This is a genomic window from Streptococcus sp. 2579, assembly GCF_013277195.1.
GTDB lineage: Bacteria > Bacillota > Bacilli > Lactobacillales > Streptococcaceae > Streptococcus.
The window spans coordinates 24,754-38,058 of sequence record NZ_VMMM01000003.1; the positions used below are offsets into that span (position 1 = coordinate 24,754).

12 protein-coding genes are annotated in these 13,305 nt (G+C 40.5%); 9 read left to right on the forward strand and 3 right to left on the reverse strand.

The window, feature by feature from the left end; genetic code table 11:
* Position 1: 1 nt before the first annotated feature.
* On the forward strand, positions 2-1,291 hold the full coding sequence (gene ftsY / locus HT725_RS00925; RefSeq protein WP_000522346.1) for a signal recognition particle-docking protein FtsY: 1,290 nt from the start codon (positions 2-4) through the stop codon (positions 1,289-1,291).
* A gap of 45 nt (positions 1,292-1,336) precedes the next feature.
* Here ftsY and zwf read toward each other — a convergent pair whose 3' ends face one another.
* From zwf to HT725_RS00940, 3 genes are all read right to left on the reverse strand, one after another.
* A complete protein-coding gene (gene zwf / locus HT725_RS00930; protein WP_000096145.1) occupies positions 1,337-2,824 on the reverse strand; it encodes a glucose-6-phosphate dehydrogenase in 1,488 nt (495 codons plus the stop codon).
* A gap of 148 nt (positions 2,825-2,972) precedes the next feature.
* Positions 2,973-3,713 (reverse strand): amino acid ABC transporter ATP-binding protein, encoded by a 741-nt coding sequence (locus tag HT725_RS00935; protein ID WP_001096313.1) that lies wholly within the window; start codon positions 3,711-3,713, stop codon positions 2,973-2,975.
* On the reverse strand, positions 3,713-5,878 hold the full coding sequence (locus HT725_RS00940; RefSeq protein ID WP_000726258.1) for an ABC transporter substrate-binding protein/permease: 2,166 nt from the start codon (positions 5,876-5,878) through the stop codon (positions 3,713-3,715). Before HT725_RS00940 ends, HT725_RS00935 begins: the two co-directional genes overlap by 1 nt.
* Before the next feature lie 172 nt (positions 5,879-6,050).
* Between HT725_RS00940 and HT725_RS00945 the strand changes: the two genes are divergently transcribed.
* The 8 genes from HT725_RS00945 (at position 6,051) to HT725_RS00980 (ending at position 13,264) form a co-directional block, all read left to right on the forward strand.
* A complete protein-coding gene (locus HT725_RS00945) occupies positions 6,051-7,004 on the forward strand; it encodes a CPBP family intramembrane glutamic endopeptidase (RefSeq protein WP_000792121.1) in 954 nt (317 codons plus the stop codon).
* A 76-nt stretch (positions 7,005-7,080) separates the two neighbouring features.
* A complete protein-coding gene (gene uvrB / locus HT725_RS00950; RefSeq protein WP_000607035.1) occupies positions 7,081-9,069 on the forward strand; it encodes an excinuclease ABC subunit UvrB in 1,989 nt (662 codons plus the stop codon).
* A 9-nt stretch (positions 9,070-9,078) separates the two neighbouring features.
* A complete protein-coding gene (locus tag HT725_RS00955) occupies positions 9,079-9,642 on the forward strand; it encodes a GNAT family protein (RefSeq protein ID WP_000639832.1) in 564 nt (187 codons plus the stop codon).
* Entirely contained in the window at positions 9,608-10,093 is a 486-nt protein-coding gene (locus HT725_RS00960; protein WP_173252898.1) for a GNAT family N-acetyltransferase, read from the forward strand. Before HT725_RS00955 ends, HT725_RS00960 begins: the two co-directional genes overlap by 35 nt.
* 76 nt (positions 10,094-10,169) lie before the next feature.
* Positions 10,170-10,637, forward strand: a complete 468-nt coding sequence (locus HT725_RS00965) for an 8-oxo-dGTP diphosphatase (protein ID WP_173217830.1) — start codon at positions 10,170-10,172, stop codon at positions 10,635-10,637.
* 260 nt (positions 10,638-10,897) lie between these two features.
* The gene (locus HT725_RS00970) at positions 10,898-11,569 is read left to right on the forward strand and encodes a GTP pyrophosphokinase family protein (protein ID WP_000171681.1); all 672 of its coding nucleotides are present in this window, start codon (positions 10,898-10,900) and stop codon (positions 11,567-11,569) included.
* Positions 11,553-12,371 carry an NAD kinase gene (locus HT725_RS00975; RefSeq protein ID WP_000799049.1) on the forward strand — a complete coding sequence of 273 codons (819 nt, stop codon included), beginning with the start codon at positions 11,553-11,555 and terminating at the stop codon, positions 12,369-12,371. Before HT725_RS00970 ends, HT725_RS00975 begins: the two co-directional genes overlap by 17 nt.
* Positions 12,368-13,264 carry an RluA family pseudouridine synthase gene (locus HT725_RS00980; RefSeq protein ID WP_173217832.1) on the forward strand — a complete coding sequence of 299 codons (897 nt, stop codon included), beginning with the start codon at positions 12,368-12,370 and terminating at the stop codon, positions 13,262-13,264. Before HT725_RS00975 ends, HT725_RS00980 begins: the two co-directional genes overlap by 4 nt.
* The last annotated feature ends 41 nt before the right edge of the window (positions 13,265-13,305 follow it).

Genomic DNA, 13,305 nt, shown 5'->3' on the forward strand with positions numbered 1-13,305 from the left:
TATGGGATTATTTGACCGTCTATTCGGAAAAAAAGAAGAACCTAAAATCGAAGAAGTTGTAAAAGAAGCTCTGGAAAATCTTGATTTGTCTGAATATGTTGATCCTACCTTCACAGAAGTTGAGGAAGTTTCTCAAGAAGAAGCAGAGGTTGAAATTATTGAACAAGCTGTGTTCCAAGAAGAGGAAATCCAAGACACAGTTGAAGAAAGTCTGGATTCAGAGCCAGTTGTAGGGGTTTCTCAAGAAGAAGTCGAAGAATTTCCACACTCAGAAGAATTACCAGAGGAAGAGAAGCTTGAGCACGAAGGAACTGTAGAAGAAAGTAATTCTGAAGTGCTTGAACCAGAAGCTCCTCAAACAGAAGAAACTGTTCAGGAAAAATATGACCGCAGTCTTAAGAAAACTCGCACAGGTTTCGGTGCCCGCTTGAATGCCTTCTTTGCTAACTTCCGCTCTGTTGACGAAGAATTTTTCGAGGAACTGGAAGAACTGCTGATTATGAGTGATGTTGGTGTCCAAGTCGCTTCTAACTTAACGGAGGAACTACGTTACGAAGCCAAGCTTGAAAATGCCAAGAAACCTGATGTACTTCGTCGTGTCATCATTGAGAAATTGGTTGAGCTTTATGAAAAGGATGGTAGCTACGATGAAAGCATCCACTTCCAAGATAACTTGACAGTTATGCTCTTTGTTGGTGTGAATGGTGTTGGGAAAACAACTTCTATCGGAAAACTAGCCCACCGCTACAAACAAGCTGGTAAGAAGGTCATGCTGGTTGCAGCAGATACCTTCCGTGCGGGTGCAGTAGCTCAGCTAGCTGAATGGGGCCGACGAGTAGATGTTCCAGTAGTAACTGGACCTGAAAAAGCTGATCCAGCCAGCGTGGTCTTTGATGGTATGGAACGTGCCGTGGCTGAAGGTATCGATATTCTCATGATTGATACTGCTGGTCGTCTGCAAAATAAGGATAACCTTATGGCTGAGTTGGAAAAGATTGGTCGTATTATCAAACGTGTTGTGCCAGAAGCACCACATGAAACCTTCTTGGCACTTGATGCATCAACAGGTCAAAATGCCCTAGTACAGGCCAAAGAATTTTCGAAAATCACACCTTTAACCGGAATTGTTTTGACTAAGATTGATGGAACTGCTCGAGGAGGTGTGGTTCTAGCCATTCGTGAAGAACTCAATATTCCTGTAAAATTGATTGGTTTTGGTGAAAAAATCGATGATATTGGAGAGTTTAACTCAGAAAACTTTATGAAAGGTCTCTTGGAAGGTTTAATCTAATCAGAAGCAAAAATCCTGCAAGGCATAAACTTGCAGGAAATTTTTTTATTCTAAGCGACCATCTTGACGATAGGCGATATCTGGTTGCCAAGTCCATTTGGCACCGAATTTTTCAAGTAGGTCAAAGCTGGCTTGAGGTCCCATGCTTCCAGCTTTATAGTCATGAAGTGGGGCACCATTTTCAGCCCAGAGCTTTTCAATACGATCAATCAACTTCCATGACGCACCAACTTCATCCCAGTGGCTAAAGTTAGTTGAGTTGTTATTTAGGACATCATAAATCAATTTTTCGTATGGTTCTGGAGAAGCACCAGTTGCAGTCGCGTCTGTACGATAATCAAGTGAGTTAGGAGCCAAGTTAAATTCTTCTCCTACTTGCTTCCCATTTAGGCTAAGAGAGAAGCCTTCTGTTGGTTGAATATAGATGGTCAAAATATTTGGAGCAAGTGGTTCTCCAAAGATAGAATCCATTTGTTTAAAGACGATGTTGACATGAGTTCCTTTTTCAGTCAGTCGTTTACCTGTACGGAAAAAGAAAGGAACACTACGGAATCGATCGCTGTCTACAAAGAAGGCACCAGATGTAAAGGTTTCAGTTGTTGATTCTGGATTCACATTTGGCTCGCTACGATAAGAGATGTATTTCATGCCATCAATCTTACCAGAGCGGTATTGCCCACGGATAAAGTGTTCTTTGAGTTCTTCATCAGTTGGATGATAGAGGTTTTTAAAGACCTTAATCTTTTCAGCACGAATCTCGTCTTTTGTGAAGCTTGCTGGTTTGTCCATGGCGAGGAGCGAAAGAAGTTGTAGAGTGTGGTTTTGGACCATGTCACGGAGGGCACCGGATTGGTCATAGTAGCCACCACGTTCTTCTACACCCAAGCGCTCCGCAAAGGTAATTTGAACATTGTCGATAAAATCCTTGTTCCAAACGTTTTCAAAAATCAAGTTTGCAAAGCGAACTGCAAAGATGCTTTGGATCATTTCCTTACCAAGATAATGGTCGATACGGAAAATTTGTTCTTCGTCAAATGTTGCTAGGAGTTCGTCATTCAACTTGCTTGCAGTTGCGTAATCTGTACCAAATGGTTTTTCAACGATCAAGCGCTCAAAACCTTTGCCATCGACAATGTTTTCAGATTTGAGGTGTTTGGCAATGGTTCCAAAGAACTGAGGTGCCATAGACAAGAAGAAGAGCTTATTGTGTTCAGCTTGGTATTTTTCATTAAGCTCAGCTTGTAATTGACGCAAAGCAATATAATGTTCCGAATCATTGACATCATGGCTTTGATAGTAGAAGTGGCTAGCAAATTCTTGGGCTTGCTCGGTACTATCTGCCAAATCAAGGATGGACTCGACAACTACAGATTCAAAATATTCCTTACTCCAAGGTCTACGGGCAGTTCCAATAACGGCAAAGTGCTTGGAAAGATTGCCGGATTTATATAGTCTAAAAAGGGAAGGGTAGAGCTTGCGTTTAGCCAGGTCTCCACTCGCACCGAAAATTGTAACAATAACCTTAGATGACATCTAGCTACCTAATTTCTATTTTTATTCCTAGTCTTGCTAGGTATGAGGAAACCTCATTTCATAAACTTAATTCTAACATAATTTTCCGAAAAATCAAAAATTCCAATACGAGGTAGAAAAACTGCAAGGAAATCCTTACAGTTTGAGTTTAGACGTTTAAGACCTTATCTAAGAACTCTTTCAGACGAGGGTGTTGTGGGTTATCAAAGATTTGGTCAGGTGTTCCGTCTTCAAGGAACTCGCCATCTGCAGTAAAGATAACGCGGTTGGCAACCTGACGAGCAAATCCCATCTCATGGGTTACGATAATCATGGTCATGCCTTGCTCAGCCAATTCCTTCATAACGTTAAGTACGTCTCCAACCATCTCAGGGTCAAGGGCAGAAGTTGGTTCATCGAAGAGCATGATGTCTGGATTCATTGCTAGGCCACGAGCGATGGCCACACGTTGTTTTTGACCACCTGATAGGCTATCTGGATTGGCATTAGCTTTATCTGCTAGTCCAACCTTTTCAAGCAACTCCATTCCCAATTCCTCAGCTTCTTCCTTAGTCATCAACTTGTGCTCAATAGGAGCAAAGGTGATGTTGTCCAATACAGACATATGAGGGAAGAGGTTGAAGTGTTGGAATACCATGCCGATATTTTCACGGACGTGGTCAACATTGGTTGTTTTTTCAGTTAAATCATAGCCGTTCACAGTGATGTGACCGCTAGTGACTTCTTCTAAAAGATTGAGGCTACGGAGGAAAGTTGACTTACCAGAACCTGAAGGACCGATGATACAAACAACATCTCCTTCATAGAACTTAGTCGTAATTCCTTTTAGGACTTCATTTTTTCCATAGTGCTTGTGTAAATCATTTACATCAATTTTTAATTTTGCCATTAACGAATCCTCTTTTCTAAGCGTTTCGCTAGTCTAGTCAAAAGTGTGATAATTACAAGATAGAAGATAGCAAGGATTGCATACATCTTGAAACTTTGGTAGTTACGAGCAATGATAATCTTACCAGTTTGGAAGAGTTCAACCAAACCGATAGCAGATACGATAGTTGTATCTTTAAGAGCGATAACGAATTGGTTGACAAAGTTTGGCAACATCAATTTAGTTGCTTGTGGCAAGATAATCTTACGCATGGTTTTTCCATAAGAGATACCCAAGCTTCGGCTGGCTTCCATTTGGCCAACTGGAACGGCCTGAATACCACCACGAACGATTTCAGCGATATAAGCAGCCGCATTGAGTGAGAGGGCAATTGTTCCAGCTACAAAGTCGTTAATTGGGCTTTGTTGGCCTGTGATAGACTCGATGAAGTTTGGAATTCCCCAGAAGATGAAGGCTGCAAGAATCATCAATGGAATACCACGAATAACGTCAACGAAAATCTCAGAGATGACGCGAAGAGATTTGTATGGGCTAACGCTAAACATACCGAAGATAATTCCGATGACAATGGCAATAGCAAATGAGATAAGAGCTAGAGCAAGAGTGATACCAAGACCGCTAAGGAGTTGTTTGTAGTTGTTTTGAAGCAAGCCCCAGAGCGTTGTTTCGTCAACAGTACTTGTTGAAGCAGTTGAAGATTCGCTAGCTAGGTATTTGTCAAGAATCTTTTGGAATTCACCGTTTGCTTTAAGGTTTGCAAGTCCGTTGTTGAACATTTCAATCAGTTCTGGATTTGCTCCTTTTTTAACGGCAAAGGCTGTTTCACCGATTGGAGTTCCAGAGATTGGAGTTTTCAATTTTTGACCTTGGCTGATAGAATATTTGAGAACAGGTTCATCATCCATAACGGCATCAATGGCACCAGTGTTTAAACTGTCATACATTGAAGAACCATCAGCAAAGGTTTTGATTTTGTAACCGTATTTGCTTTGATTTTCTGTTAGGAAGGTTTGAGAAGCAGTTCCGTTTTTAACACCGACTGTCTTTCCTTTTAGATCTTCATAAGAAGCAATATTGCTTGATTCTTTGACACCAAGAATGGTATTAGCAGTGTAGTATGATTCTGAGAAGTCAAAAGTTGCCTTACGAGCATCTGTGACAGACATACCAGCAATGATACCATCGGCTTGACCAGCTTGGACAGCACTGATAGCAGCATCAAAACCAGGGTTGGTGATTTCAATTTCAAAACCTTGGTCTTTAGCGATTGCCTTAATCAATTCCATATCAATACCAGTGTATTGGTTGCTTGAATTTTGGAAAACAAAAGGTGCAAAAGAAGAATCGCTGGCAATGATATATTTAGCCTTAACAGGAATAGCTTTTAATCCTGCGAGAGTGGTTGTAGTTGGCACTGCTGAAGATGATGAAGCAGTCCATTTCTTGATAATTTTATCAAGACTACCATCTTTTTTCATTTCAGCCAAGGCTTGGTTAAATTCAGTAACCAGGTGTTCGTATTTACTTCCTTTTTTCACACCGAAAGCAAAACTTCCTACAGCTTCACCATCCATTTCAATATGGAGGTCTTGACCTTGGTTAATGGCATATTCGATAACAGGTTTGTCATCCATCATGGCATCGATGGCACCAGCACTCAAGCTGTTGTTCATTAAATCCCCAGTGTCAAATGTTTTAATAGTAAAGCCGTATTTATCTTTGATTGTTTCAAGGAAACGTTGAGCGGCAGTTCCGTTTTTAACACCAACGGTTTTGCCAGTTAATTGGTCGTACTTGCTAATTTTGTGTGACTTTGTAGTAGCAATGACAACTTTTGTATCATAGTAAGTATCAGACATGGTGAAGACTTTTTCACGTTCTTTAGTCTTTGTCATCCCTGCCATGATAGCGTCGGCTTGCCCAGCTTGAACCGCATTGACTGCTGCGTCAAATCCAGGATAGGACATCTGAATGTTCCAGCCTTTAATCTCAGCGACTTTGTTAATAATGTCAACATCAATTCCTTTATAAGTTTGATCTGAATCTTTAAACTCAAAAGGTGCATAGGCGGTATCAGAAACAATCTTAATCGTTTCTGCTTTGGCAATACCTAATGAGAAAATTGGGAATAAAATTAGCAAAAATGCTAGAAATTTTTTCTTCATTTTTAGTCTCCTTTTCCGAATATTCTCTCATTATATCAGAAAAAGTAAAAAAAGGCAAATTGTTATATTTTTCGTGTCAGAAAATATAACATTGATTTTTCCTTTTCTTTCTTGAATTGCTATTAAAAAGTGCTATAATAATAGTATATATAGAAGAAAAGAGGACGGGGATATGAAGAACAAAAGAATATTTAAAGACTTCCAAGCTTCAAAAATGAGTTTAAACATTTACACAAGCCCCTTGTTAGCCTTTGTTTTTGTCTTCATAGGAGAGTTTGTGGCTTTTACTTTGTATGGTATTGGCTTGTTAGCTCTCATCGGACTTGCTAGAAATTTTGGAGAGGCTGGTCAAAATCTTGCAACCTACTTGCAGACCTTGCATCAGAGCTTGACGGATAAAACAAGTGACTTTCGTTTAATTTTAGGATTACTGGCCTTTGGTTTTATTCTTAACACTGTGTTCAGATGGACAAGAAAAGTTGAGAAAAGACCTATTCGAACCTTGGGATTTTATAGAGAGAATTTCCTCAGCAATCTTCTGAAAGGATTTAGTCTAGGCTTGGCACTTTTTCTTCTGACCTTGTTAGGTTTAGTGGTCTTAGGTCAATATCGTTTGGAATCCATTCACTTGAATCCTTATTCTCTTGCCTTTGTCGTCTTTACTATCCCATTTTGGATTTTACAGGGGACAGCAGAAGAAGTGGTGGCCCGTGCTTGGCTACTTCCTCAATTGGCCTCAAGAACCAATCTAAAACTAGCTATTCTTATATCTAGCCTGTTCTTTACCCTGCTTCATATGGGCAATTCTGGCCTCACCCCTCTATCTCTAGTAAATCTCTTTTTATTCGGAGTTGCCATGGCTCTTTATCTTCTCAAAACTGATACAGTTTGGGGTGTTGCAGGTATTCATGGTGCTTGGAATTTTGCTCAGGGTAATCTCTTTGGGATTTTAGTTAGTGGTCAACCGTCAGGAACGTCTCTGATGACCTTTTTACCACAAGGCAATCAAGATTGGCTATCAGGTGGTTCTTTTGGCATAGAAGGTTCCATTATGACAAGTCTGGTATTACTACTGCTGATTGTCTATCTTGCTAATAAATTAAAGAAAGAAAATGAAAGGATGTGACTTCGGTCCGTCCTTTTCTTCGTGAAAATACTATAAGTATGCTAAAATAGGAATAGCACATGGAGAGAGGATTCTTATGATCAATCACATTACAGATAATCAATTTAAACTAGTATCAAAATATCAACCATCAGGAGATCAACCCCAAGCTATCGAGCAGTTGGTGGATAACATTGAGGGGGGAGAAAAAGCTCAGATTCTGATGGGGGCGACTGGAACAGGGAAGACCTATACTATGAGTCAGGTCATTTCTAAAGTCAATAAACCAACTCTGGTTATTGCCCACAATAAAACTCTGGCTGGTCAGCTCTATGGGGAGTTTAAGGAATTTTTCCCTGAAAATGCAGTTGAGTATTTCGTATCCTACTATGATTATTACCAGCCAGAGGCCTATGTCCCTTCTAGCGATACCTATATTGAGAAGGATAGTTCTGTCAATGACGAGATTGACAAGCTTCGCCACTCAGCTACCTCAGCCCTTTTGGAGCGTAATGATGTTATTGTCGTGGCCTCAGTCTCTTGTATCTATGGTTTGGGTTCGCCCAAGGAATACGCTGATAGTGTCGTTAGTCTCCGTCCTGGTCTAGAGATTTCTCGTGATAAACTCTTGAATGACTTGGTCGATATTCAGTTTGAACGTAATGATATTGATTTCCAACGCGGAAGATTTCGCGTTCGTGGGGATGTGGTAGAGATTTTCCCAGCTTCCCGAGATGAACATGCCTTTCGAGTAGAATTTTTTGGAGACGAAATTGACCGTATCCGTGAGGTTGAGGCTCTGACAGGTCAGGTATTGGGAGAGGTGGATCATTTGGCGATTTTCCCAGCTACTCACTTTGTGACCAATGACGACCATATGGAAGTTGCCGTTGCCAAGATTCAAGCAGAATTAGAAGAGCAGTTAGCTGTCTTTGAGAAGGAAGGTAAATTGCTTGAAGCCCAGCGCTTGAAACAACGGACAGAGTACGATATCGAAATGCTGCGCGAGATGGGCTATACAAATGGGGTTGAAAATTATTCTCGCCACATGGATGGACGTAGTGAAGGTGAGCCTCCTTATACGCTTCTCGACTTTTTCCCAGATGATTTTTTGATTATGATTGACGAGAGTCATATGACTATGGGACAAATAAAAGGCATGTACAATGGAGACCGTTCGCGTAAGGAAATGCTAGTAAATTATGGTTTCCGTTTACCGTCTGCCTTGGACAATCGTCCTCTCCGTCGTGAGGAGTTTGAAAGCCATGTGCATCAGATTGTTTACGTATCAGCGACACCTGGTGACTATGAAAATGAACAGACTGAGACGGTGATTGAGCAAATCATTCGACCGACAGGGCTTTTGGATCCTGAGGTGGAAGTCCGTCCGACTATGGGACAGATTGATGATCTCTTAGGTGAAATCAATGCCCGTGTTGAAAAGAATGAACGAACCTTTATCACCACCTTGACCAAGAAAATGGCAGAGGACTTGACCGACTATTTCAAGGAAATGGGCATCAAGGTCAAGTACATGCACTCGGATATCAAGACCTTGGAACGGACGGAGATTATCCGTGATCTCCGCTTGGGTGTCTTTGATGTCTTGGTTGGAATCAATCTCCTTCGTGAAGGGATTGACGTTCCTGAGGTTAGCTTGGTTGCCATTCTCGATGCTGACAAGGAAGGTTTCCTTCGTAACGAGCGTGGACTCATCCAGACCATTGGGCGTGCCGCCCGTAACAGTGAAGGTCATGTCATCATGTATGCAGATACGGTTACCCAGTCTATGCAACGTGCTATCGATGAAACTGCCCGCCGTCGGAAAATTCAGATGGCCTATAATGAAGAGCATGGTATCGTACCACAGACAATCAAGAAAGAAATCCGTGACCTGATTGCCGTGACCAAGGCAGTTGCTAAGGAAGAGGACAAGGAAGTCGACATCAATAGCCTCAACAAACAAGAGCGCAAAGAACTCGTCAAGAAACTAGAAAAACAAATGCAAGAAGCCGTCGAAGTGCTTGACTTTGAACTGGCGGCTCAGATCCGTGATATGATGTTGGAAGTCAAGGCCTTGGATTAGGGGAATAGTATGATTTATTTAAGAAAGTTAAAGAAAGAAGATTTGATGTCTTTATGGGAAATGGCTTATTCACAGCTTAATCCAGTTTGGAAACAGTATGATGCTCCCTATTATGATGATTATCAGTATTTTTCAAATTTTAAAGAATTCGAACTACAAAAATCAGAATCCATTTTAAGCAACTCAAATCGCCTTGGTATTTTTGTTGATGATAAACTAGTTGGGACTGTTTCGCGTTATTGGGTATGTAAAGAAACAAGATGGATGGAATTGGGAATTGGTATTTATGATAAAAAATTCTGGAACACTGGTATTGGGAAAGTTGCTATGTTGCAGTGGATAGATAGGACGTTTCAGGATTACTTGGAGTTGGAGCATCTGGTTTTGACAACTTGGTCAGGAAATCTTGGTATGATGAAACTTGCTGAAAAATTAAGAATGAAAAAAGAAGCTCATATTCCAAAAGTTCGTTATTATCAAGGTAAATATTTTGATAGTATTAAATATGGTATTTTGAGAGAAGACTGGGAGAAAATAAATGACGGTTATTATCAAATCAATGGAAACTCCTGAAGAGATAGAAGGCAAATCCCTCGTTCACTGGCAAACGTGGAGAGAGTCTTATGATGACCTTTTGCCTGCGGAATTTCAGGATACAATGACATTAGAAAGATGTCGATTCTTTAGTCAAAAGTATCCAGAAAATACATTGATTGCGATGGATGGCGTGAAGGTGGTTGGTTTTATCAGTTATGGCAATTTTCGTGATGAGACTATTCAAGCTGGTGAAATTATTGCTTTATATGTTTTAAAAGACTATTATGGAAAAGGTATCGCACAAAAGTTAATGGAAGCAGCTTTGACTGCTCTTAATCATTTTTCTGAAATTTTCTTATGGGTATTGAAAGATAACAAGCGCGCCATTGCTTTCTATCAAAAAATGGGTTTTACTTTTGATGGACAAGAAAAAATACTTGAACTTGGAAAGCCTATAAAGGAAAAACGAATGGTATTTCAATACTAAACAATTTTAAAAAGTAAAAGCTAATGTCTCTGGTAGTAAGTCTGAAAATTTAATAAATTAGAAAGCGAGTAAATTTATGTCCCGTTCCCAATTAACGATTTTAACAAATATTTGTCTGATTGAAGATCTAGAAACCCAGCGCGTGGTGATGCAGTATCGCTCTCCTGAAACCAATCGCTGGTCTGGTTATGCATTTCCTGGAGGTCATATTGAAAATGGTGAGGCTTTTGCGGAGTCTGTCATTCGTGAAATATATGAAGAAACAGGGTTGACTATCCAAAATCCTCAACTTGTCGGCATTAAAAATTGGCCACTGGATACAGGTGGGCGCTACATTGTCATTTGTTATAAGGCGACTGAGTTCTCTGGTACCCTTCAATCCTCAGAAGAGGGAGAAGTTTCTTGGGTGCAAAAAGACCAGATTACAAACTTGGATCTGGCCTATGATATGTTACCCTTGATGGAGATGATGGAAGCTCCGAACAAGTCAGAGTTTTTCTACCGTCATCGTACAGAAGATGGCTGGGAGAAAGAAACTTTTTAGTTCTATGATTAGTCTATAGGTGTTATCTTTTAAAGTAAGGTACTGAAATATAGGCTAAGTATGGTGGTGTAAGTCAACTGAATATCTCTAAATTTCTTATTATTCTTTTCGACCTATATTTTGAACAATCTCCACCTTCAATTTTGAAATCGGAGATTGTTTTATTTTATGGTATAATAAGCATTGTATTTATTGTATATGAATCTGGAGAAAAAATCAAAGATATTTTTGACGGATAATATGAGAACAAGGGAGAATATATGACCTTAGAATGGGAAGAATTTCTAGATCCTTACATTCAAGCTGTTGGTGAGTTAAAGATTAAACTTCGTGGTATTCGCAAGCAATATCGTAAGCAAAATAAGCATTCTCCGATTGAGTTTGTGACGGGTCGGGTCAAGCCAATTGAGAGCATCAAAGAAAAAATGGCTCGTCGTGGCATTACTTATGCGACCTTAGAGCACGATTTGCAGGATATTGCTGGCTTACGTGTGATGGTTCAGTTTGTAGATGACGTCAAGGAAGTAGTGGAGATTTTGCATAAGCGTCAGGATATGCGAATCATACAGGAGCGAGATTACATTACTCATCGAAAGGCTTCAGGCTACCGTTCCTATCATGTGGTAGTAGAATATACGGTTGATACCATCAATGGAGCCAAGACCATTTTGGCAGAAATTCAAATTCGTACCTTGGCCATGAATTTCTGGGCAACGATAGAACATTCTCTCAACTACAAGTACCAAGGGGATTTCCCAGATGAGATTAAGAAGCGACTGGAAATTACAGCTAGAATCGCCCATCAGTTGGATGAAGAAATGGGTGAAATTCGTGATGATATCCAGGAAGCCCAGGCTCTTTTTGATCCCTTGAGTAGAAAATTAAATGACGGTGTAGGAAACAGTGACGATACAGATGAAGAATACAGGTAAACGAATTGATCTGATAGCCAATAGAAAACCGCAGAGTCAAAGGGTTTTGTATGAATTGCGAGATCGTTTGAAGAGAAATCAGTTTATACTCAATGATAGCAGTCCGGACATTGTCATTTCCATTGGTGGAGATGGCATGCTCTTGTCGGCCTTTCATAAGTACGAAGACCAACTTGATAAGGTACGCTTTATCGGTCTTCATACAGGACATCTGGGCTTTTATACCGATTATCGTGATTTTGAGTTGGATAAGTTAATGACCAATTTGCAGCTAGATACCGGAGCAAGGGTTTCTTACCCTGTTCTAAATGTGAAGGTTTTTCTTGGAAATGGAGAGGTCAAGATTTTTCGTGCCCTCAACGAAGCCAGCATTCGCAGGTCTGATCGAACCATGGTGGCAGATATTGTCATCAATGGTGTTCCCTTTGAACGTTTTCGTGGAGACGGGCTAACAGTTTCGACACCGACTGGTAGTACTGCCTATAACAAGTCTCTTGGTGGTGCTGTTTTACATCCTACCATTGAAGCTTTGCAATTAACGGAAATTGCCAGCCTTAATAATCGTGTCTATCGAACGCTGGGCTCTTCCATTATTGTGCCTAAGAAGGATAAGATTGAACTCATTCCAACAAGAAATGATTACCACACCATTTCGGTTGACAATAGTGTCTATTCTTTTCGTAGTATCGAGCGAATCGAGTATCAAATTGATCATCATAAGATTCACTTTGTCGCGACTCCTAGCCATACCAGTTTCTGGAACCGCGTTAAGGATGCCTTTATCGGCGAGGTGGACGAATGAGGTTTGAATTTATCGCAGATGAACATATCAAGGTTAAGACCTTCTTAAAAAAGCACGAGGTTTCTAAGGGGCTGCTGGCCAAGATTAAGTTTCGAGGTGGGGCTATTCTGGTCAATGACCAACCGCAAAATGCAACATATCTATTGGATATTGGGGACCGCGTTACTATTGATATTCCCGCTGAGGAAGGCTTTGAAACTCTGGAAGCTATCGAGCGCTCACTGGATATTCTCTATGAGGATGACCACTTTCTAGTCTTGAATAAACCCTATGGAGTGGCGTCTATTCCTAGTGTCAACCACTCCAATACCATTGCCAATTTTATCAAGGGTTACTATGTCAAGCAAAATTATAAAAATCAGCAGGTTCACATTGTAACCAGGCTTGATAGAGATACTTCTGGCTTGATGCTCTTTGCCAAGCACGGCTATGCCCATGCACGATTAGACAAGCAGTTGCAGAAGAAGTCCATTGAAAAACGCTACTTTGCTCTGGTTAAAGGAGATGGATATTTAGAGCCTGAAGGAGAAATTATTGCTCCGATTGCGCGTGATGAAGACTCTATTATCACTAGAAGAGTAGCTAAAGGTGGGAAGTACGCCCATACTTCCTACAAGATTGTCGCTTCTTATGGAAATATCCACTTGGTCGACATTCGCCTGCATACTGGACGTACCCACCAAATCCGAGTCCATTTTTCTCATATTGGTTTCCCTTTGTTGGGCGATGATTTGTACGGAGGTAGTCTGGACGACGGCATTCAACGTCAGGCCCTGCATTGCCATTACCTATCCTTTTATCATCCATTTTTAGAGCAAGACTTGCAGGTATCAAGTCTCTTGCCGGATGATTTCAGTAACCTTATTAAACAGTTATCAACTAATACTCAATAAAATATATTAGAGTATAATTTATTATTTTAAAGGAGAAAACT

Bases quoted from the DNA above. Each gene is read 5' to 3' on its own strand.
- HT725_RS00935 (WP_001096313.1), bottom strand. From the start codon at position 3,713: ATGGCAAAATTAAAAATTGATGTAAATGATTTACACAAGCACTATGGA.
- HT725_RS00970 (WP_000171681.1), top strand. From the start codon at position 10,898: ATGACCTTAGAATGGGAAGAATTTCTAGATCCTTACATTCAAGCTGTT.
- ftsY (WP_000522346.1), top strand. From the start codon at position 2: ATGGGATTATTTGACCGTCTATTCGGAAAAAAAGAAGAACCTAAAATC.
- HT725_RS00980 (WP_173217832.1), top strand. From the start codon at position 12,368: ATGAGGTTTGAATTTATCGCAGATGAACATATCAAGGTTAAGACCTTC.
- HT725_RS00965 (WP_173217830.1), top strand. From the start codon at position 10,170: ATGTCCCGTTCCCAATTAACGATTTTAACAAATATTTGTCTGATTGAA.
- zwf (WP_000096145.1), bottom strand. From the start codon at position 2,824: ATGTCATCTAAGGTTATTGTTACAATTTTCGGTGCGAGTGGAGACCTG.
- uvrB (WP_000607035.1), top strand. From the start codon at position 7,081: ATGATCAATCACATTACAGATAATCAATTTAAACTAGTATCAAAATAT.
- HT725_RS00955 (WP_000639832.1), top strand. From the start codon at position 9,079: ATGATTTATTTAAGAAAGTTAAAGAAAGAAGATTTGATGTCTTTATGG.
- HT725_RS00945 (WP_000792121.1), top strand. From the start codon at position 6,051: ATGAAGAACAAAAGAATATTTAAAGACTTCCAAGCTTCAAAAATGAGT.
- HT725_RS00940 (WP_000726258.1), bottom strand. From the start codon at position 5,878: ATGAAGAAAAAATTTCTAGCATTTTTGCTAATTTTATTCCCAATTTTC.
- HT725_RS00960 (WP_173252898.1), top strand. From the start codon at position 9,608: ATGACGGTTATTATCAAATCAATGGAAACTCCTGAAGAGATAGAAGGC.
- HT725_RS00975 (WP_000799049.1), top strand. From the start codon at position 11,553: ATGAAGAATACAGGTAAACGAATTGATCTGATAGCCAATAGAAAACCG.